Origin of the sequence: Duganella guangzhouensis, assembly GCF_009674535.1 — a bacterium.
Taxonomy (GTDB): domain Bacteria; phylum Pseudomonadota; class Gammaproteobacteria; order Burkholderiales; family Burkholderiaceae_D; genus Rugamonas; species Rugamonas guangzhouensis.
The window spans coordinates 301,749-322,399 of the sequence record NZ_WKJK01000004.1; the positions used below are offsets into that span (position 1 = coordinate 301,749).

Genomic DNA, 20,651 nt, shown 5'->3' on the forward strand with positions numbered 1-20,651 from the left:
AACCTCGCGAGCCCTTCATGAACCGCACCGCAGAAATCATCCGTAACACCAACGAGACGCAAGTCCGCGTATCCATCAACCTGGACGGCACCGGCAAGCAAAAGCTGAACACCGGCGTGCCCTTCCTCGACCATATGCTGGACCAGATCGCCCGCCACGGCCTGTTCGACCTGGAAGTCGAGGCCACCGGCGATATCCATATCGACAACCACCACACGGTGGAAGACGTCGGCATCACGCTGGGCATGGCGGTAGCCAAGGCCATCGGCGACCGCAAGGGCATCGTCCGCTACGGCCATTCGTATGTGCCGCTGGACGAGGCGCTGTCGCGCGTCGTGCTGGATTATTCCGGCCGGCCAGGCATCGAATATCACATCCCGTTCACCCGGGCCATGATCGGCACCTTCGACGTTGATCTGACGCTGGAATTCTTCCGCGGCTTCGTCAACCACGCGCTGGTGACGCTGCACATCGATAATCTGCGTGGCACCAACGCCCACCACCAGTGCGAAACCGTGTTCAAGGCATTTGGCCGCGCGCTGCGCATGGCTTCCGAGCTGGACCCGCGCGCCGCCGGCACTATTCCGTCGACCAAAGGCACTCTGTAAACCACCATGAAAAAAATCGTAGTTGTTGATTACGGCATGGGTAATCTGCGCTCGGTCGCGCAGGCGCTGCGCGCCGTGGCGCCGGAAGCCAATGTGCTGATCTCGGGTGAAGTGGCCGATATCGAATCCGCCGACCGCATCGTGCTGCCCGGCCAGGGCGCGATGCCGGACTGCATGCGCAGCCTGCGCGAGTCCGGCGTGCAGGACGCGCTGTTGGCGGCGTCGAAAAACAAACCGCTGATGGGCGTGTGCATCGGCGAGCAAATGTTGTTTGATGTCAGCGAGGAAGGCAATGCCGCCGGCCTGGGCCTGTTGCCCGGCAAAGTAGTGCGCTTCCAGCTGGACGGTCAGCTGCAAGATGACGGCTCGCGCTTCAAGGTGCCGCAAATGGGCTGGAACCAAGTGCAGCAAACGGCGTCTCATCCGATGTGGCAGGATATTCCGGACAACGCCTACTTCTACTTCGTGCACAGCTATTTCGCGCAGCCGGAGCAGGCCGCACACACTGTCGGGCAAACCGTTTACGGTGCGCCGTTCAGTTGTGCCGTCGCCCGTGATAATATTTTTGCGACTCAGTTCCACCCGGAGAAAAGCGCCGCGGCCGGACTGCAGCTGTACAAAAACTTCGTCCACTGGAACCCTTGATTCTTTTTTCTAATTTAACTTAAACCATCATGCTGCTCATTCCTGCTATCGACCTCAAAGACGGTCACTGCGTTCGCCTGAAACAGGGCGATATGGAACTCGCCACCGTTTTCTCCGAAGATCCGGCCGAGATGGCCCTGCATTGGCTGAAACAGGGCGCGCGTCGCCTGCACCTGGTCGACTTGAACGGCGCGTTCGCCGGCAAGCCGAAGAACGAGGCGGCCATCAAATCGATTCTGAAAGCGGTGCAGGACTACGCTGAAGAAAACGACCTGGACGAGATCCCGGTGCAGCTGGGCGGCGGTATCCGCGACCTGGACACCATCGAGCGCTATCTGGACGCCGGCATCAGCTACGTCATCATCGGCACCGCCGCGGTGAAAGAGCCGGGCTTCCTGCACGATGCGTGCGGCGCCTTCCCCGGCCACATCATCGTCGGCCTGGATGCCAAGGACGGCAAGGTGGCGACCGATGGCTGGAGCAAAATGTCCGGCCACGAAGTGATCGACCTGGCCAAGAAATTCGAAGCCTATGGCGTGGAATCGATCATCTACACCGACATCGGCCGTGATGGCATGATGGGCGGCGTCAATATCGAAGCCACCGTCAAGCTGGCGCAAGCGGTCAAGATCCCGGTGATCGCTTCCGGCGGCCTGCACAATCTGGCCGACGTCGAAGCGCTGTGCGCGGTACAGGACGAAGGCATCGAAGGCGTGATCTGCGGCCGTTCGATTTACGAAGGCACCATCGATCTGGCGTCGGCGCAGGAACGCGCTGACGAGCTCAGCGGCGACCTGATCGAAGAAGAAGACGAATAACACTATGCTGGCTAAACGCATCATCCCCTGCCTGGACGTGACCGATGGCCGCGTCGTCAAAGGCGTCAATTTCACCGAGCTGCGCGATGCCGGCGACCCGGTCGAAATCGCCCGCCGCTACGACGAGCAGGGCGCCGACGAGCTGACCTTCCTCGATATCACCGCCACCAGCGACAACCGTGGCCTGATCCTGGACATCATCGAAGCCGTGGCCTCGCAGGTGTTCATTCCGCTGACCGTCGGTGGCGGCGTGCGCGAGGTGGCCGACGTGCGCCGCTTGCTGAACGCCGGTGCGGACAAGGTCAGCATGAACTCGTCGGCGGTGTCGAATCCGCAACTGGTGTACGAAGCCTCGCAGAAGCACGGTTCGCAGTGCATCGTGGTGGCGATCGACGCCAAGCAGACCTCGCCCGGCAAGTGGGAAGTGTTTACCCACGGCGGCCGCAAGGCCACCGGCATCGACGCCATCGAATGGGCCAAAAAAATGGAACAGCTGGGCGCGGGCGAAATCCTGCTGACCAGCATGGACAAGGACGGCACCAAGTCCGGCTTCGATCTCGGCCTGACCCGTGGCGTGTCGGATGCGATCAGCATTCCGGTGATCGCCTCCGGTGGCGTCGGCGGCCTGCAGGATCTGGCCGATGGCGTCAAGCTGGGCAAGGCGGACGCGGTGCTGGCGGCCAGCATCTTCCACTTCGGCCAGTATTCGGTACAGGAAGCCAAGCGCTTCATGGCGCAGCAGGGCATTCCGATGCGCCTGGTTTAAGAGAACAGAATCATGAGTACTCCTAGCATCCAGCCGAAAGCGGCCTGGCTGAAGAAAATCAAATGGGACGAGCACGGCCTGGTGCCGGTGATCGCCCAGGAAGCGGGCAGCAACGATGTGCTGATGTTCGCCTGGATGAACCGCGAGGCGCTGGCCAAGACGGTGGAACTGGGCGAGGCGGTGTACTGGAGCCGTTCGCGCAAGAAGCTGTGGCACAAGGGCGAAGAGTCCGGCCACACCCAGAAAGTGCTGGAAATCCGCCTCGACTGCGATGAAGACGTGGTGCTGCTGAAAATCGAGCAGGCCGGCGGCATCGCCTGCCATACCGGCCGCCATTCGTGCTTCTTCCAGAAGTTTGAGGGCGACCAGCACGAAGGCGACTGGCAGAACACCGAGCCGGTGCTGAAAGACCCCAACGACATTTACAAGGCAGGCAAATGAGCACCATTCTCGACCGTCTGGCGGACGTGATCGAATCGCGCAAGCCGGCTAACGGCGGCGATCCCGCCAGTTCCTACACCTCCAAGCTGTTTTCCAAGGGCGACGACGCCATTCTGAAAAAGATCGGCGAGGAAGCCACCGAAACCGTGATGGCCGCCAAGGATGCGCGCGCCGGCGGCGACAGCGGCAAGGTGCTGTACGAAGTGGCCGACTTGTGGTTCCATACGCTGGTGCTGCTGGCCCAGTTCGACCTGAAGCCGCAGCAGGTACTCGATGAACTGGCGCGCCGCGAGGGCGTGTCCGGCATCGAGGAAAAAGCATCCCGCAAAGAATAATCGGAGCCCGTGTGGAAAACTGCATCTTTTGCAAAATAGCCGAAAAGAAAATTCCATCGACCGCCGTCTACGAAGACGATGAGCTGCTGGCCTTCAAGGACATCAACCCGGCCGCGCCGGTGCACCTGCTGGTGATCCCGAAACAGCACTTCGCCACGCTGCAGGATGCCGCCGGCGAGCCTGAATTGCTGGGCAAGATGCTGGCGCTGGCACCCCGTCTGGCAGAGGAAGCCGGCTGCGCGGTCGGCTATGATGCGGACGGTAAACCGGTGCGCGGCTACAAGACGCTGATTAACAGTGGGCCGGATGGCGGGCAAGAGGTGTACCATCTACACCTGCACGTGATCGGCGGCGCCCATCCATGGCGCGGCCAGCGGTAAACGGCCGCATTTACCTCAGAGCCCTGCGCTTCGCGTATACTGTAGCCGCAGTTCTGGGAATCAACAGATAAATCTGGAGCGCATGCGCTCCGCAAGGGGAATATGATGGGTTCGTTTAGTATTTGGCACTGGCTGATCGTTCTGGTAATCGTCATGCTGGTGTTCGGCACCAAGAAACTGGGCAATATGGGTTCCGATATCGGCAAGGCCGTCAAAGGCTTCAAGGATGGCGTCAAGGGCACGGACGAAGACAAGCCAGCCGCCCCGGCTCCTGGCACCATCGACGTCGATACGAAAGAGAAGAAGTAAGCAATCGCTTACGTAAATACTTCTTATGATCGATCTCGGTCTTACCAAACTTGCTGTCATCGGCGTGGTCGCGCTGATCGTCATCGGTCCTGAAAAGCTGCCCAAGGTGGCGCGCATGGCCGGGACGCTGTACGGCCGCGCCCAGCGTTATCTGAACGACGTCAAGTCCGAGGTCACGCGCGAAATCGAGCTGGAAGAATTGCGCAACCTGCAAAAGGAAGTGCAGGATGCGGCCCAGAGCATCAAGTCCGATGTGGAAAACTCGATCTCGCAAAACATGGCCGAGGTGGAAAACGCCTTCAGCGACAGCTCGGCCAGCGACACGCCGTCGTACGACAGCGCGCCGTTCAGCAGCGTGACCAGCGAGGATGTGGCGCGCAAGGCGCGCGAGTTCCGCCGCAAGAAGCTGGTGCGCAACTCGGCCATCCCCAACTGGTACAAGCAGCGTACCGGCGGCAAACTGCATGTGACTTCCGGCGCGGCGCGGGTGGCCCGCTTCCGTCCGCGCGGTCCTACCAATAGCTCCTTCTTTTAGATGACCACTCCTAACCAGGGCGAAGAGACCTTTATCTCTCACCTGATCGAGCTGCGCGACCGCCTGGTCAAGGCTTCGATCGGCATCGCGATCATGTGCATCGGCCTGATGATCTGGCCGGGGCCGGCGCATATCTACGACATCATCGCCGAGCCGATGATCAAGGCGCTGCCGGTTGGCTCCAAGATGATCGCCACCGGGGTGGTGGCGCCGTTCCTGGTGCCGATGAAGGTGACGCTGGTGATCGCCATCATCCTGGCCTTGCCGTGGGTGCTGTATCAGCTGTGGGCGTTTGTGGCGCCTGGCCTGTACGCGCACGAGAAGCGGCTGATTGCGCCGCTGGTGATTTCGTCGTCGGTGCTGTTTATGTCGGGCGTGGCGTTCTGCTATTTCCTGGTGTTTGGCCGGGTGTTCCAGTTCATTGCCGAGTTCTCGCCGACCTCGATCGCGGTGACGCCGGATATCGAAAACTATCTGGATTTCGTGATGTCGATGTGCCTGGCGTTTGGCGCGACGTTTGAGGTGCCGGTGGTGGTGGTGATTCTGGTGCGCATGGGCCTGGTAAGTGTGGCCAAGCTGAAGGAGATTCGTCCGTATGCGGTGGTCGGCGCGTTTGTGATCGCGGCGATTGTGACGCCGCCGGATGCGGTCAGCATGTTCTCGCTGGCGATTCCGATGTGCTTGCTGTTCGAGCTGGGTTTGTTGGTGGCGCCGATGTTCGTGCGCATCTCCACCGCGCCGGAAGAAAAAGCCTGATGCGTAGGCCGGCTATGGCAGCCGGCTGACCACATACACCAGCAAGCCGATCTGCACGGCGCTCAGCACAAACAAAATCGTGAATTTCGCGTTGGTGCGCGCCTTGAACACTTCCAAATCGAATCTCAGCGCATCTATCTTAGCGTTGAGTCCAGTTTCCACAGCATCTATCTTGCCAATGAGCTCGGTTCTTACCGATTCAATGCGTTCAATGAACTCTGTCCGTACGGATTCAATTCGGCCGATGAACTCTGTCCGTACCGATTCAATGCGGCCGATGAGCTCAGTTCTGAGCTCATCCATTCGGGCCAGCAGGTCGGCTTTGAGTATCGCTATTGCGCCAGGGGTGACTGTTCCCTCGGCAAGAATTTCAAACAAGGCTTGCGCCTGAGCCTCCGCTTGCTCGCGCGGCATGCCGGCGCCGGTTAATTTGTTGACGTAGCTGAGAGTGTCAAAGATAGGCATGGTCATGATACCTCCCCGATTTGATCGTAGCAGAAAACGGCTGCGTGACAGCCGTTCTCCATCGTATCGAATCAAGTGCCTATCTGTTTGAGCGAGCGCAGGACTACTGCGTCATCAAGCCTTTGATCACGCGCACCGGCGCGCTGCCGTAGCTGAGGAATTGCTCGTGGAATTCTTTCAGGTTGAACTTGGCGCCCAACTGCTGCTTGCGCTGCTCGCGCAATTCCATGATCTCGCTGTAGCCGCTGAAATAGCTGGTCAGCTGCACCGACGACACCTGCACGCGATGCCACTTCTCCACCGCCTCGCTGCGCGTCTGGAACGCCTGGCGCGTCAGCAGATCGATGGCCTGCTCTTCCGTCATGCCCAGCACGTGCACGCTGTAATCGAGGATGGTGTTGGTGACGCTGCGCAGATTCCACTTCGAATACATCAGCCACATCTCCGGCGCATTGTCGCCGTAGCCGGACTCCAGCATCATGCGCTCGCCATACACCGCCCAGCCTTCGACCATCGCGCCATTGCCGAAGATCGACTTGACGATCGATGGCGAACGGTTGGCATACACCAGCTGCGCATAGTGACCCGGAATCGCCTCGTGGATATTCAGAATCTGCAAGATCCAGTAGTTGTACTCGCGCAGGCTGCTCTCGGCCGCTTCCGGCGTCGCCTTATCCAGCGGCGTCACGTTGTAGTAGGTGCGGTCCTGCGGACGATACGGTCCCGGCGCATCGATGCTGGCGCCAGCCACGCCCGCCGCATAGGCCGGCGTCGCGCGCACTTCCAGCGGCTTGTTCGGATCCAGCGTCAGCAGATTGTGGCTGATCACCCAATCCTGCAGCACCGGAATCTGGCGCTTGATGTCGTTGACGAAATCCTCGCGCGCCACATGGCGCTCCGACAGCTTGTCGATCACCATGCCGATCTTGGCAAAGCGGTCGGCCGGCTTGGCGGTGCTGCCCATGGTTTTGTCCCACAGCTCGTCGGACAGCTTGTCCATATTTGTCAGCAGCTCTTCGCGCGCCGCCAGCGCTTTCTGATAAGTCTGCTCGGCGGTGCTGGCCGACTGGATATCGTAGGCAAACTTCTGCTCATACAGCTCCTTGCCGAGGCGGAACGAGCGACGGCCCTTGGTGTCCATCTGCTTGTCCATCTCGGTCAGGAAGGCCACATAGCCATCCACCGCCGTCAGCGCCGCGTTGATGCGCTGCGTGAACAGCTGCTTTTCCACCGGCGTCAGAATCGAGGCTTGCGCCACCTTGTCTACTTCGGTCAGCAGCGTCTGCACGCCGGGTGCCTGCGCGATCGCCAGGCGGGTGTGCTCGCGGGTCGGATTGACGATGTTGTGACGCGCCGCGTCGTAATAGGCCGGAATGCTGGCGATGCGCTTCAGCAGCGTGCGCAGGCGCTGCGGCTGGGCCGCGTATTCGGTGTTCAGGATCAGATCGATCGGACCGGCGACGTTGTAGCTGGCCGGATTCCATTCCCATTCGCGCAGCGTGGTCAGGCGCCAGCGGTCGCCATCCAGCTTGTTCATCAGCAGGCCCAGATCGGTGCGCTGCTTGGACGACAGCCTGTCGGCGTTGATCGCGCCCAGGCGCTGCTTCCAGTCATCGATGAAGGCCAGCTCCTTGTCCTGCTCGGCCTTGTCGAACACGGTCAGGGTGGCGGCGGTGTCGTACTTGCCGGCGTAGATCGCGCTTTCCGAATCGATGCGCCACAGCGCGTTCAGGAACTGATTGGCGGTGTTGTCAAACTGGCGATCTTGCCAGCGTTCGGTGGCGACCTTCAGCGCCGGCACGGCGGCCGCAGCAGCGACTTTCTTTCCGCTGGCCTTGGCGGCTTTGCCCTTGCTCTTGACCGACGATTTGGTGGATTTGGTACTTTTGGCGCTGCCTTTTTTGGTCGGCGTTGCCTTGTGGTGGTGGGTAGCGGCACCGGCTGGTGCTGCGGCCAAGGCCGCCATCAGTGCAGCCAATGCAAATTTAGTCTTGATCATCATGTGCAGCCTTAACTCTGAAGCGGAGGAGATTATCACTAATCTGCCCACTTGAGAGCGCCCGATACAAGACAAAATAATTATTCTGAGGGAACTTTGATTTCTTGATAAAGCCCTCTTACTTCTTCAAGCCCTCGTGCAGCATGGACAGCATTTCCGAGGCCGACATGCGGCCGCTGACATCGCTGCCCTCCAGCAGACTGTCGGCCAGGTCGCGCTTGTGCTGGTGCAGATCGACGATGCCTTCCTCGATGGTGTGGCGCGCCACCAGCCGGTAAATGGTCACCGGCCGCAGCTGGCCCATGCGGTGGGCGCGGTCCGACGCCTGATCTTCCACCGCCGGATTCCACCACGGGTCCATGTGGATCACGTAGTCGGCTGCAGTCAGATTGATGCCGACGCCGCCCGCCTTCAGCGAGATCAGGAACACATCGCCATCGCCGGCCTGGAAGGCGTCGACGCGCTTCTTGCGGTCGGCCATCGAAGTCGAGCCGTCCAGGTACTGATAGCTGACGCCCTGCGTGTCCAGGTGCGCGCGGATCAGCGCCAGGTGATCGACGAACTGGCTGAACACCAGTACTTTGTGCTTGTTGTCCAGCAGGTTCTCCAGCAGATGCGCGAACGCGGCCAGTTTGCTGCTGGTTAGCTGCAGGTCTGGTGCGATCAGGTTCGGATTGCAGCAGGCGCGGCGCAGCTTCATGATCTCGGCCAGGATCTGGATCGATTTCTTCTCGGCCGGCCCTTCGACCTTTTCCAGGTTTTCCAGCGCGGCGCGGCGCAGCGATTCGTACAGCGCCGTTTCGTCCGGCGACAGATCGACTTCCAGCGTGATCTCGGTACGCGACGGCAGTTCGGTCAGCACCTGCGACTTGGTGCGGCGCAGAATGAAGGGCTGGATCAGACGCCGCAAACGCTGGCGCGCGCCCAGTTCGGCGCGGTGGTTCTGCGCTTTCTCGATCGGCCCGGCGAAGCGCAGGTTGAACTGCTCGATGCTGCCCAACAGGCCCGGATTGATGAAGCGGAACAGGTTCCACAATTCGCCGAGGTGGTTTTCCAGCGGCGTGCCGGTGACGGCGATGCGGAAATCGCCCTTCAGCGCCATCACCGCCGCCGAGCGCTTGGTGGCGGCGTTCTTGATCGCCTGCGCCTCATCCAGCACGATGGTGTTCCAGTGGACTTTGGCGAACAGCGCGGACTCCAGCTGCAGCAGACCATACGACGTCACCACCACATCGTAAGCATGCAGATTGCCCAGCATCTCGGCGCGGTCGCCGGGGCCGAACAGCTGCATGTTCAAGGTCGGCGCAAAGCGCGCCGCCTCGCTCATCCAGTTCATGCAGACCGAGGTCGGCGCGATCACCAGCGTCGGGCCTTGCGGCGCACGTGACAGCATCAACGCCAGTGCCTGCAGCGTTTTACCCAGGCCCATGTCATCGGCCAAACAGGCGCCCACGCCCCAGTGCGCGAGGCGCGCCAGCCAGTTGTAGCCTTCCACCTGATAGTCGCGCAGCTCCGCTTGCAGCGTGGATGGCAGCTGCGGCTCGAATTCCTCGCGCGCCTGCATGCGCGACAGATGCTCTTTCCACAGCTTGTCGGATTTGAGGCCGCCGACATCGTCCGCCAGTTCTTCCAGCGCGAACGAAGCCAGTGGATGCACGCGCACGCCATCGGCGGTCAGCTCGCCGTAGGCCTGCACTTCCTGCAGACGGCGGTACAGTTCCTCGGTCAGCGCCATGTAGCGGTTCTCGCCCAGTTCGACGAAGCGGCCGTGGCTCTTCTCCATCATCTCCAGCAGCGTGCGCAGGTCGATCACTTTGCCCTCGTCGACCTGCAGTTCGCCGCTGGCGGCAAACCAGTCCTTATTGCTCTTGATGGCCACGCGCAGTTGCTTGGTCTCGACCTTGTTGATGACGCGGAAGCTCTCGCCCTCCGGCCAGGCGATGACGATGCTGGCCGGGTCCAGCGCCTGCAGTTCGACCAGCAGTTGCAGGCACAGCGCCGGTTGGCCCAGCAGCCATTCGCCGTGATCCTGCTCGGCCGATTCCAGTATCGGGCATTTTTCGACCAGAGCGCGCTCGGCGTCGCGTTCGTCGATGAGCTTGCGCCGTGTCTGCACCGGCTTGCCGCCGATATCGGCAATCACGCTGTCGGCGCCGTCGCCCGGCTTGTAGTAGGCGCCGTTCACCAGCGGCCGCACCAGGATCTGCATCTTCAGGCCGTGCTGGTAGGGCAGCAGGTGCAGATGCAAACGCATGTCGGCTTCCATCTGCTCCATGTCCGGCGCGGCGCCGCCGAGGTCCGACTGCACCGTCACCAGCGACGAGATGGCGCTGATGGCCGACAGCACCTGCTCTTCGGCGTGGGCCGGCACGTTGAGCGCATCGCCGACGATGGCGGCGATCTTGCGGTGTTCTTCCAGGATGTTCACCACGCGCAGGCGGGTCGGGGTCTCCTTGGTGATGACCACCGAGGAGCTATCGTCAGGAATCGGCGGCTGCAAACGCAGCTCCAGATTGCCGGGGCTGCGTTTGACCAGCAGTTCCGGCTCGCCGGCCAGCATCTCGACCCGCATGTCCGGCAGATCGGACCAGAACAGCAGCGGATGGCCGACCAGCGATGGCGCGGCGCGCTGCGGATCGATCTCGTAGGTCAGACCGGTGGACTGATAGCCGCGATGCGCCACCGTAATGGCTTCGGCCGCGCGGATATCCTGCGGCGTCAGGAAGTTGAACTGTTCCGATTCAAAGCGCAGCCGCTTCAGGCCCACCGCGCGGCCCTTGCTCCACAGGCCGCGCGCGTCACGCTTCTGCTCCACCGGCGAGATGTCGGTCAGGCCGTGACGGTTATCGTAGGTCAGCAGCCATACCAGGCGCGCACTACCCGCCGTGTCGGCGCTCGCCGGCTGCTGCAGGTTTATCAGCGCGGTGAGCTGGCGCTGCCAGCCTTCCTGGCGCTCGAACCAGGTGGTGAGGTCGGGGAAGCCGAGGCGCGAACGCAGCGCCTGGGCGTGGGTTTGCATCTCGCTGTCGCCCATTTGGCCTAGCAGCCCTGCGGCCTGGGCGGCGATGAACAGATAACCGGCGCGTTCGGCGTTCTTCACCAGCTCCTGCAACTGTTCCTTGCGCTCCTGCAGCTGCGGCATCGACAGCCAGAAGTACAGCAGGAACTGGAACACCTGCGTTTGCATCGCCGGTTCCCACGCGAGGGCCGCCACGGCGTCGACCTGCATCACGCCGGCGCGGATCTGGCGCAGCAGGTCGATCTGCTGGTGCACCGCGCTGTCATGGTTCTTCGGCAGCTTGACCGCGATTTCCAGGTAAGCCTCGGCCGCCTTCAGATGGCGCGCATCGCCGCTGCGCAGCGCCGACAGCAGATACAGATAGCTGCCCATGCCGTTGAACAGCTGCTTGCGCTTGCCGGTGTCTCGGCGCAGGGTTTTCAGCGCGGCGTCAAAGCCGATGATGGCGGCGCTGGCGGCGCCGCGCAGTAGCACCACAATGCTGGCCAAGTACTGGCTCTGTGCGCCGGTGGTGCGTTCCAGATAGCGCTTGGCGTCGTCCAGGCGGCCGCACAGCAGCGCGTCTTCCGCCAGCGCCAGGCGCAGTTCGGTGCCGACGTCGCCGTGGCGGCGCTGCAGGTGCATGTCGCAGTATTCGCGGATCACCGGCGCGGTCAGCGGCTCGTGCTGCGCGTTCTGCATCAGCACCGCCAGCACATCGTCCTGCAGCAGCGGGTGGACCAGCGCGATCATGCCGGCCTCGAACGGCCGGCCGAAGATATCGACGATAGGATGCAGCTGCGCCGCTTCATAGCTGCCCAGGCAGAACGCCAGCACCTGCTGGATCTGCTGCGGATTATGGCCGCGCAAAAGGCCCATGCGCAGGCGCGCCATGCCGGCGCGGTAGCTGCGCGGCTCCATGCTGTTCCAGGTCTGGCGCATCGGCACCAGCTCGGCGTAGGCGGCGCACAGGTCTTCCATCGCATGGGTGCCGATGGCGGAACGGATCGCCGGCCAGCGCAGCTTGGGATTGCAGACGAAGCCACGCCCCGTCACCACGCTGATGAAGGCCAGCCGCTCCAGCCGCAGCATGGAGTCGTCCAGCGTGGCCACCTTGTACAGGGTGCCGTCGTCATCGACCTCGATGCGCGCGTGTTTCAGGTGATCGAGAATGGCGGTGCGGCCGATCGGCTCGCCCACCAGCGCGAGCAGGGCGAGAATGGCTTTTTCGTTAAACGGCAGCGCGTCGAACTCGGCGAGCAGCTTGGGATCGGTCATGCGTGGTTCAGCTTAAAGATGTTTTGGTAGAAGTTCAGTTCCGCTTCCAGCGTGCGGATGATGTTCTCGGCCTTGCGGAAGCCGTGGCCCTCGCCTTCCAGTTCGACGTATTCGACCGGGATGCCGCGCTTTTTCAGCGCGTCGACCATCATTTGCGATTGCTGCGGCGGCACCACCTTGTCGTCCAGACCCTGGAAGAAGATCATGGGGCGCGACAGCTTGTCGGTGTGGTTGATCGGCGAGCGTTGGGCGTAGACCGCGTCGGCCTGCGCTTTCGGCGCGATCAGGTATTCGTTGTAGTGCGATTCGAATTTGTGGGAATCCTGGTCCAGCCCTTTGAGGTCGGACACGCCGTAGTAGCTGGCGCCGGCTTTGAACACGTTGTGGAAGGTCAGTGCGCACAGCGTGGTGAGGCCGCCCGCGCTGCTGCCACGGATGATCAGGCGTTCGCCGTCGGCCAGGCCGCGCTCCACCAGCGCCTGCGCGCCGTACACGCAGTCTTCGACGTCGACGATGCCCCACTGGCCCTTGAGCAGGTCGCGGTAGGCGCGGCCGAAGCCGGTGCTGCCGCCGTAGTTCACATCCAGCACGCCGAAGCCGCGACTGGTCCAGTATTGGGTTTTCAGGTTCAGCGTGTTGACCGTCATGCCGGTCGGGCCGCCGTGGCCGATGACGATCACCGGTGGCTTGCTGCCTTCCGGCGCCGCATAGTCGCGGTTGCGCGGCGGGTAGTAGAAGGCGTGGGCGGTGCGGCCATTGGCGCTGGCGTAGCTGATGCTGGTCGGGATCGACAGATTGGCTTCGTCCGGCAGGTCTTCAATCGACTGCGCCAGGATTTCGACGCCTTCTTCGGTGAAGTCGATGCGGGCCAGTTCCAGCGGGATGGTCGGGCCGCCGGCCAGCATGGCGATGTAGCCGGGACCGACGCGCAGTTCGCGGATTTCCTCGTATGGGTTGGCGATGGCTTCCAGCTTGCCGCTGCCCGGCAGCAGCCGCGCCAGGCGGCTGAGGCCCTTGTCGATGTAGGTGCAGATGATTTCGCTGGCGGAGCGGAAGCCGTACATGCTGTTACCGAAGGTCCAGTGCGGGGCGCCGAATTCGGCTTCCATCGGGCACAGGCCCTCGGTGCGCTGGCGGTCGCGGCATAGGCGGTACAGATTCCACCAGCCGCTGCGGTCGGAGACGAAGTGCAGCAGGTTATCGGGCGACCATTCGGGCTGGCAGATGGATTCTTCGGCGCCGCCGGCGATGCGAACCGGGGCCGACAGCGTGCCGTCTTCCAGAACGTCCGCCAGCCAGAGCGTAGTGCCTTGCCACGGCATGCGCGGGTGGTCCCAGCTCAGCCAGGCCAGCGAGCGGCCATCCGGCGACAGGCGCGGCGACGAATAGAAATCCGCCCCCTGCGCCAGCACCGTCTCGGTGCCGCCAGCAGTGAGGCTGATGGCGCAGATGGTATTGGTTGGTTGCGCATGCTCGTCATCGCCATGCAGCTCGCGCACCGCGATCAGACGGTTGCGGGCGTGGTCGATGGCGAAATCGGCAAAGCGCTGTTTGCCGGCTTGGGAGATCGGCACCGGCTCGGCGCCAGGCACCAGGCTGTAGACGACGTTGTCCTTGAAATTCGTGAAATACACCGTCTCGCCATCCACCGCATAGGCGCCGCCGCCGTATTCATGCACGCGCGAGCGCAGATTGAACGGCGCCGGCGTCAGCTCGCCGGTGGTCACGCCATGGTGGCGCAGCAGCGTGTTGCGGCCCGCCTCCGCCGCGCGTCCGGCCAGCCAGAAGATATCGCTGCCATCCGCTCCGCCCAGCATCAGCGACGACATGGGCACCGCCCCCGCCGCCACGCGCTCGGCGCTGATGGTCGACGGCCAGGCGCCAAACGGCGCAATGCGAGGGGAAGAAGTCATACGGCGGCTCCAGTAAGGGGTATGCGCAATATTGTAACGGCGCGCCGCCCGGCCGACAGCGCTTAACAGCGGAAAAATGGCATGGGATGCGATAATAGCTTCTTTGAATGTCTTTGATTGCCTTCCATGCCACAATTTGCTCCGCTCAAGAACGATACCTTCCTGCGCGCGTTGCTGCGCCAGCCCACCGACTACACTCCCGTGTGGCTGATGCGCCAGGCTGGAAGGTATCTGCCTGAATACCGCGCCACCCGCGCCAAGGCCGGTTCGTTCATGGGCCTGGCCACCAATCCGGATTACGCCACCGAGGTGACGATCCAGCCGCTGGACCGCTTCCCGCTGGACGCCGCCATCCTGTTCTCCGACATCCTGACGGTGCCGGACGCGATGGGCCTGGGGCTGCACTTTGTCGAAGGCGAAGGCCCGAAATTCGAGCGTCCACTGAGGACCGAGGCCGATGTGCAGGCGCTGCGCCTGCCGCCGGCCGGCTCGCTGGACTATGTGTTTAAGGCCGTGACCCAGATCCGCACCGAGCTGAATGGCCGCGTGCCGCTGATCGGTTTCTCCGGCAGCCCGTGGACGCTGGCCTGCTATATGGTGGAAGGCGAAGGCTCGCGCGAGTTCCACACCATCAAAAAGATGCTGTACAACCGTCCGGACCTGATGCACCACATCCTCGACATCAACGCGCAAGCGGTGGCCGAGTACCTGAACGCGCAGATCGACGCTGGCGCCCAGGCGGTGATGATTTTCGACTCGTGGGGCGGCGCGCTGGCCGATGGCGCCTATCAGCAGTTCTCGCTGAAGTACATGCAGCAGGTGGTGTCGCTGCTGAAGCGCGAGAAGGATGGCGTGAAGATCCCGGCCATCGTGTTCACCAAGGGAGGCGGTCACTGGATCGAGCAGATCGCCGATATCGGCGCCGACGCGCTGGGCCTGGACTGGACCGCCAATCTGTCGCTGGCGCGCAAGCTGGTCGGCCACAAGGTGGCGCTGCAGGGCAATCTGGACCCGGCCATCCTGTTCGCCAGCCCGGAGCAGATCACGGCTGAAGTGCATAAGGTGCTGGACGCCTTCGGCAAGCCGGACGCCAACGGCAGCGGCCACGTGTTCAATCTGGGCCACGGCATTTCCCAGTTCACGCCGCCGGAGAGCGTGGCGGCCATGGTGGAAGCGGTCCACAGCTACAGCAAGGCGATCCGCGCCAAGTAAGCCGATTCAGTGAGCTCAGGGGCACGTTTCGGAACCGGACGTGCCCTTTTTCATTGGTGCTAACGGACTATTCATTAGCGACTTATGCACAATTTTTTTTGCTGCGGAAATAATAGGCAGCACATTTTTCGTCTCTAGGGAGAGTGCCGTAAGTCCATGATTTTTATAGTTAAATTTTGTGGTTCGTCAGGCAATGTTTAGCAAGCCGTAAACTCTGGGGTAAACGCTTGCTGAGTTAATCTGACCATTTTCCACAAAGTTATCCACAAAAACTGTGGATAAAAAATAAAATGCTTAGTAAACCGCGACTTAGCCATAATATTGCTGTTTTGCCTTAGATCTATGTTGCGTTGCACGATTTTTAGGCAAAAATAGCAGCTTGATCAGGATCATTATCAAGTCGCAAAGCTTGGTATGGGCATAAGTATAAAATTTGGTACGCTTGTGCTGTGCAATACGGTGGATAAGCTTCAAAAAACTGCTTGATTTCGCCTAAAAAAGCATCCTAAATACTTCACTTATGCACAGCTGAGAGCGAGCGATGGCATTTTTGAGCTCCCTAGGAAGCGTTTTCCAAGTATCTGATTTTAAAGAGAAAAAATTTTGATTTTTTACCCGGTTTTGGATGATACCAACTTGGATGTCAGTGCTTTCCGGGGATTAAGATTCCATTGTCCACAAAGTTATCCACAGAAACTGTGGATACATACAGCATCGGATTTTTCGCAAGCTGCTCCATGAATAATCCACGCCCTTGCTACCTGCAAATCGCGATTGATACGCCGCTGAATGCGGTTTTCGATTACCGCTGGCAACATGAACCACCGCAAATTGGCCAGCTGGCGCTGGTTTCTTTTGCGCACCGCGAGGTAGTCGGTTTGATCGTCGGCATTACCGAGACCACCGAGGTGCCGGTGGATAAGTTGAAAGATGCGCTGGCGGTGCGCAGCCAGCTGTCGCCGCTGTCCGATAAATGGCTGGCGCTGGCCGGCTTTGCCGCCGACTACTATCAGCGCCCGCTGGGTGAGGTGGCGCTGCCCGGTCTGCCCAAGAACCTGCGCGTGTCGACCACGGTGGCGCTGGACCGCGCGATCAAGAAGCTGGCCAAGCTGGATGCGCCGCACGATCCGGCGCCGGCCAATATGCCGCAGCTGAACGCGTCGCAGCAGGTGGCGGCGGATGCCATCGGCGGTGCCCAGGGCTTCAAGCCGACACTGTTGTACGGCGTGACCGGCAGCGGCAAGACCGAGGTCTATCTGCAAGCCTGCGCCCAGGTACTGGCGCGTGAGCCGGAGGGGCAGATCCTGATCCTGGTGCCGGAGATTAACCTGACGCCCCAGCTGGAGGGTAATATCCGCGCGCGCTTCCCCGGCGTGATGCTGGCGACCTTGCACAGCAGCCTGTCCGAGGGCGAGCGCATGCTGCACTGGCTGGCGGCGCACCAGGGCCAGGCGCGCATCGTACTTGGCACGCGGCTGGCGATTCTGTCGTCGCTGCCGCATCTGAAGCTGATCGTCATCGACGAGGAACACGATCCGTCGTACAAGCAGCAGGAAGGCTTGCGCTATTCGGCGCGCGATCTGGCGGTATGGCGCGCCTGGCAGCTGCAGATTCCGATCGTGCTGGGTTCGGCCACGCCGTCGCTGGAAAGCTGGCACCACGCGCAGACCGGCCGCTATCGCCGGCTGGAGTTGCGCGAGCGCGCGGTGCAGAACGCCGTGCTGCCGACCGTGAAGCTGATCGACATGGAGCGCGACAAGCCGAGCGATGGCCTGACCTCGCAGCTGATTACCGCGATTCGCCAGCGCATGGAGCGCGGCGAGCAGTCGCTATTGTTCCTGAACCGGCGCGGCTATGCGCCGGTGATCTGCTGCGAGTCCTGCGGCTGGATCAGCGAATGCACGCGCTGCACTTCGTTCATGGTGCTGCATCGTCCGGAGCATCGGCTGCGCTGTCACCACTGCAGCCTGGAGATGCGGATTCCGCGTCATTGTCCGACCTGCGGCAATGTCGACCTGCAGCCGCTGGGACGCGGCACGCAGCGCGTGGAGGAAGGCTTGCAGGCGCTGTTCCCGGAGGCGCGGGTGCTGCGCATCGACGCCGACTCGACCCGCAAGAAGGGTAGCGCGCAGGAGGCGTTCGATACCGTGCATCGCGGCGAGGTGGATATCCTGATCGGTACGCAGATGGTGGCCAAGGGTCACGATTTCAAAAACCTGACGCTGGTTGGCATTCTGAATCCGGATACGGCGCTGTTCTCGCAGGATTACCGCGCTAGCGAGCGGCTGTTCGCGCAGCTGATGCAGGTGGCGGGCCGCGCCGGCCGCGCCGGCATTCCGAGCGAGGTGCTGATTCAGACGCGTTATCCGCAGCATCCGCTGTACGGCGCGGTGGTGCATCACGATTACGATCACTTTGCGTCGGCGCTGCTGGAAGAGCGCGAGCAGGCGGCGCTGCCGCCGTATCTGTTCCAGGCGCTGCTGCGCGCCGAGGCGCGCGAGCTGGCCACGGCGCTGGAGTTCCTGGCCATGGCGCGAGATTGCATGCAGCATCCGGGCATCACCATCAATGATCCGATTCCGATGACGATGACGCGCGTGCATAACGTCGATCGCGCGCAGCTGTTGGTGGAGTCGCCGTCACGTCCGGCGTTGCAAGCCTTCCTGCGCGAGTGGCTGCAGGCGCTGCGCGACATGAAGAGCCGTGTGAAGTGGTCGCTGGAAGTCGACCCGCTGGATATCTAAGCCGGCAGCAGGTAGCGCTTGGCGGTGGCGATGATCTGCTCCGACAGCGCGCGCGTGAACGGTGTGTCCAGATTCCACGCGTGCCAGTGCAGCTCCACGTCGACGTAATGGCCAGGCGCCAGGTCGATCAGGCGTTCATCCGATAGCGCCGCCGACACCTGCTGCCACGGCAGCAACCCATATGCCAGGCCGCCGAACACGCATTCGCCGCTGGCCGCCGACAGTGGCAGTGAGTGATGCGGATAAGCGCCGTGCATCGCCAGCGATTGCTGCAGGAAGCCGCTCATCATGTCGCGGTCGCACACCACGGCCGGCGCCAGCCGTGCCGCTTCCTCGGAAAAACCATCGCCAAACCAGTGACCGGCAAACGCCTTGGTCGCCACGCACACGTAGCGCATGCGGCCCAGCGCCGTCACTTGCGGACCGTTGGCCTGCGGCTCGGCGGCACCGGCCGCGACGCAGCCAAACACGCTGCCTTCGCGCACCAGATGCAGCGCCAGCTGGGCGTCGGCCTGCTGCACGTTCAATTGGCAGCGTGGCGGCGACAGCAGCGGTTGCAGGCTGAACGGGAACCAGGTGGCCAGGCTGGCCGCGTCCACCGCCAGTGCCACTTCCGGCATGCTGACCTGGTTGCCCAGGTCGATGTCCAGCGACGCTTCCATCAGCTTGACGTTGCGGTAGTGGGACACCAGCCGCTGGCCCAGCCCGGTCGGCACGGCAGGCTGGCCGCGCACGATCAGCAGCCGGCCGGCCGCGTCCTCCAGCGCCTTGATGCGCTGGGACACGGCGGACTGGCTGATGCCGAGCGCCATGGCTGCCTTCTCGAAGCTGCCCTGGCTGACCACGGCATCCAGCACGGCCAACGCGCGGTAGTCCAAGTTGTCCATAAGTCAAACTTATAAAATTTAAAAATAATAAGTCATACTAATACGCTTTTGCTGCGAAGTAAAACACGATAGACAATCAGGAGTAGACTAGTTCCCCATGAAAACGCTACGTACCGAAGTCGCCGTCATCGGCGCAGGCACGGCCGGCATGACCGGCTATCGCGCCGCCAAGGCCGGCGGCAAGCAAACCTTGCTGATAGAGGGCAATGTCTACGGCACCACCTGCGCGCGGGTCGGCTGCATGCCCAGCAAGCTGCTGATTTCGGCGGCGGACGCGGCGCACATGCTGCATGCGGCGTCCGCTTTCGGCGTGCACGCGGGCGAGGTGCGCATCGACGGCAAGGCGGTGATGGCGCGCGTGCGCAGTGAACGCGACCGCTTTGTCGGCTTCGTGGTCGAGAGCGTGGATGGCTATCCGGCCGAAGACAAGCTGCACGGCCACGCCCGCTTCCTCAGCCCGACCCAGTTGCAGGTCGACGAGCACACGCTGGTGGAGGCCGAGCGCTTTGTGATCGCCACCGGCTCCACCCCCATCGTCCCGGACGAGTGGCGCGCCGCCGGGCCGCGCGTCATCACCAGCGACGCGGTGTTTGACTGGGATGATCTGCCGGAATCGGTGGCGGTGGCCGGCACCGGTGTGATCGGGCTGGAGCTGGGGCAGGCGCTGCACCGGTTGGGCGTGCGTGTGACCATCTTCGGCCGTGGCGGCAGCGTGGCGCAGCTGAGCGATCCGGAAGTGCTGGAAGTGGCGCGCCACACGCTGGCCGGCGAGCTGGACGTGCGCTTCAAGACCAAGGTGATCAAGGTCGAGCAGGATGGCGACGGCCTGGCCGTCACCAGCGAGAATGCCAACGGCGAGCAGCGCACCGAGCGCTTCGCCTACCTGCTGTCGGCGATTGGCCGGCGGCCCAATGTGCACAAGCTGGGGTTGGAAAACACCGGCCTGCAGCGCGACCATCACGGCATTCCTGTCTATGACAAGCAGACGATGCAATGCGGCGACAGCGCCATCTTCATCGCCGGCGATGCCAACGACGAGCGCCCGCAATTGCCGGAGGCGGCCGACCATGGCCGCATCGCCGGCGACAACGCGGCGCGCTATCCGGACGTGCGGCCAGGCCTGCGCCGCACGCCGCTGGCCATCACCTTCACCGAACCGCAGATCGCCACGCTGGGCCTCAGTTATAACGAGCTGTGCGCGGCGCACGCCGGCCGCTTCGCGGTCGGCAAGGTGTCGTTCCATAATCAGGGCCGCAGCCGCGTGATGCTGCAGAACCAGGGCATGCTGCGCGTGTACGCCGAATATGCCACCGGCCGTTTTCTCGGCGCCGAGATGCTCGGCCCGCGCGCGGAAAACATTGGCCATTTGTTGTCCTGGGCAGTGCAGGCCGGGCTGACGGTGGAAGCCATGCTGGACATGCCGTTCTACCATCCGGTGGTGGAGGAAGGTGTGCGCACCGCGCTGCGCGATCTGGCGCATCACCTGCAGCATGAGCCGGCACATGATTGTCCTTGCGTCGATTGCACGCCCGCGCCCTGATTCTTATTGTTAAATCAAAGAT

General features: G+C 62.4%; 18 protein-coding genes. 13 read left to right on the top strand and 5 right to left on the bottom strand.

Annotated features, from left to right (window positions below):
• The first annotated feature begins 17 nt into the window (after positions 1 to 17).
• The 10 genes from hisB (at position 18) to tatC (ending at position 5,593) form a co-directional block, all read left to right on the top strand.
• Entirely contained in the window at positions 18 to 608 is a 591-nt protein-coding gene (hisB, locus tag GJ699_RS10025) for an imidazoleglycerol-phosphate dehydratase HisB (RefSeq protein WP_090190670.1), read from the top strand.
• Between the two features lie 6 nt (positions 609 to 614).
• A complete protein-coding gene (gene hisH / locus GJ699_RS10030) occupies positions 615 to 1,253 on the top strand; it encodes an imidazole glycerol phosphate synthase subunit HisH (RefSeq protein WP_154375643.1) in 639 nt (212 codons plus the stop codon).
• 29 nt (positions 1,254 to 1,282) lie between these two features.
• Positions 1,283 to 2,071: a 1-(5-phosphoribosyl)-5-[(5-phosphoribosylamino)methylideneamino]imidazole-4-carboxamide isomerase gene (gene hisA, locus GJ699_RS10035; protein ID WP_154375645.1), complete on the top strand. Its 789-nt coding sequence runs from the start codon at positions 1,283 to 1,285 to the stop codon at positions 2,069 to 2,071.
• 4 nt (positions 2,072 to 2,075) lie between these two features.
• On the top strand, positions 2,076 to 2,837 hold the full coding sequence (hisF, locus tag GJ699_RS10040) for an imidazole glycerol phosphate synthase subunit HisF (protein WP_154375647.1): 762 nt from the start codon (positions 2,076 to 2,078) through the stop codon (positions 2,835 to 2,837).
• 12 nt (positions 2,838 to 2,849) lie between these two features.
• The gene (gene hisI, locus GJ699_RS10045) at positions 2,850 to 3,278 is read left to right on the top strand and encodes a phosphoribosyl-AMP cyclohydrolase (protein WP_154375649.1); all 429 of its coding nucleotides are present in this window, start codon (positions 2,850 to 2,852) and stop codon (positions 3,276 to 3,278) included.
• A complete protein-coding gene (locus GJ699_RS10050; RefSeq protein ID WP_154375651.1) occupies positions 3,275 to 3,613 on the top strand; it encodes a phosphoribosyl-ATP diphosphatase in 339 nt (112 codons plus the stop codon). The genes hisI and GJ699_RS10050 overlap by 4 nt, the downstream gene beginning before the upstream one ends.
• An 11-nt stretch (positions 3,614 to 3,624) precedes the next feature.
• Positions 3,625 to 3,993: a histidine triad nucleotide-binding protein gene (locus tag GJ699_RS10055; protein WP_371867518.1), complete on the top strand. Its 369-nt coding sequence runs from the start codon at positions 3,625 to 3,627 to the stop codon at positions 3,991 to 3,993.
• Positions 3,994 to 4,098: 105 nt separating this feature from the next.
• Positions 4,099 to 4,302 (top strand): Sec-independent protein translocase subunit TatA, encoded by a 204-nt coding sequence (gene tatA, locus GJ699_RS10060; RefSeq protein WP_154375928.1) that lies wholly within the window; start codon positions 4,099 to 4,101, stop codon positions 4,300 to 4,302.
• Between the two features lie 25 nt (positions 4,303 to 4,327).
• Positions 4,328 to 4,837, top strand: coding sequence for a Sec-independent protein translocase protein TatB (gene tatB, locus GJ699_RS10065; RefSeq protein WP_154375653.1), 510 nt, complete (start codon positions 4,328 to 4,330; stop codon positions 4,835 to 4,837).
• Positions 4,838 to 5,593, top strand: coding sequence for a twin-arginine translocase subunit TatC (gene tatC, locus GJ699_RS10070; RefSeq protein WP_154375655.1), 756 nt, complete (start codon positions 4,838 to 4,840; stop codon positions 5,591 to 5,593). It abuts the gene before it with no gap.
• Between the two features lie 12 nt (positions 5,594 to 5,605).
• Here the strand turns inward: tatC and GJ699_RS10075 are convergent, their stop codons facing one another.
• The 4 genes from GJ699_RS10075 to GJ699_RS10090 form a co-directional block, all read right to left on the bottom strand.
• Entirely contained in the window at positions 5,606 to 6,064 is a 459-nt protein-coding gene (locus tag GJ699_RS10075; RefSeq protein ID WP_154375657.1) for a CCDC90 family protein, read from the bottom strand.
• A 97-nt stretch (positions 6,065 to 6,161) separates the two neighbouring features.
• Positions 6,162 to 8,057: a DUF885 domain-containing protein gene (locus GJ699_RS10080; RefSeq protein ID WP_154375930.1), complete on the bottom strand. Its 1,896-nt coding sequence runs from the start codon at positions 8,055 to 8,057 to the stop codon at positions 6,162 to 6,164.
• A 118-nt stretch (positions 8,058 to 8,175) separates the two neighbouring features.
• On the bottom strand, positions 8,176 to 12,333 hold the full coding sequence (locus GJ699_RS10085) for a DEAD/DEAH box helicase (RefSeq protein ID WP_154375659.1): 4,158 nt from the start codon (positions 12,331 to 12,333) through the stop codon (positions 8,176 to 8,178).
• Positions 12,330 to 14,246, bottom strand: coding sequence for a S9 family peptidase (locus GJ699_RS10090; RefSeq protein WP_154375661.1), 1,917 nt, complete (start codon positions 14,244 to 14,246; stop codon positions 12,330 to 12,332). The genes GJ699_RS10085 and GJ699_RS10090 overlap by 4 nt, the downstream gene beginning before the upstream one ends.
• Positions 14,247 to 14,372: 126 nt before the next feature.
• Between GJ699_RS10090 and hemE the strand changes: the two genes are divergently transcribed.
• The gene (gene hemE / locus GJ699_RS10095) at positions 14,373 to 15,458 is read left to right on the top strand and encodes a uroporphyrinogen decarboxylase (protein WP_154375663.1); all 1,086 of its coding nucleotides are present in this window, start codon (positions 14,373 to 14,375) and stop codon (positions 15,456 to 15,458) included.
• Positions 15,459 to 16,195: 737 nt separating this feature from the next.
• Complete coding sequence (locus GJ699_RS10100) at positions 16,196 to 18,202, top strand: primosomal protein N' (protein ID WP_154375665.1); 2,007 nt, start codon at positions 16,196 to 16,198, stop codon at positions 18,200 to 18,202.
• Here the strand turns inward: GJ699_RS10100 and GJ699_RS10105 are convergent.
• Positions 18,199 to 19,089 (bottom strand): ArgP/LysG family DNA-binding transcriptional regulator, encoded by an 891-nt coding sequence (locus tag GJ699_RS10105; RefSeq protein WP_154375667.1) that lies wholly within the window; start codon positions 19,087 to 19,089, stop codon positions 18,199 to 18,201. The two genes, GJ699_RS10100 and GJ699_RS10105, sit on opposite strands and share 4 nt — an antisense overlap.
• A gap of 97 nt (positions 19,090 to 19,186) precedes the next feature.
• On the opposite strand from GJ699_RS10105, the gene GJ699_RS10110 reads away from it, so the two are divergent.
• Positions 19,187 to 20,629 (top strand): dihydrolipoyl dehydrogenase, encoded by a 1,443-nt coding sequence (locus GJ699_RS10110; protein ID WP_154375669.1) that lies wholly within the window; start codon positions 19,187 to 19,189, stop codon positions 20,627 to 20,629.
• Positions 20,630 to 20,651 lie beyond the last annotated feature (22 nt).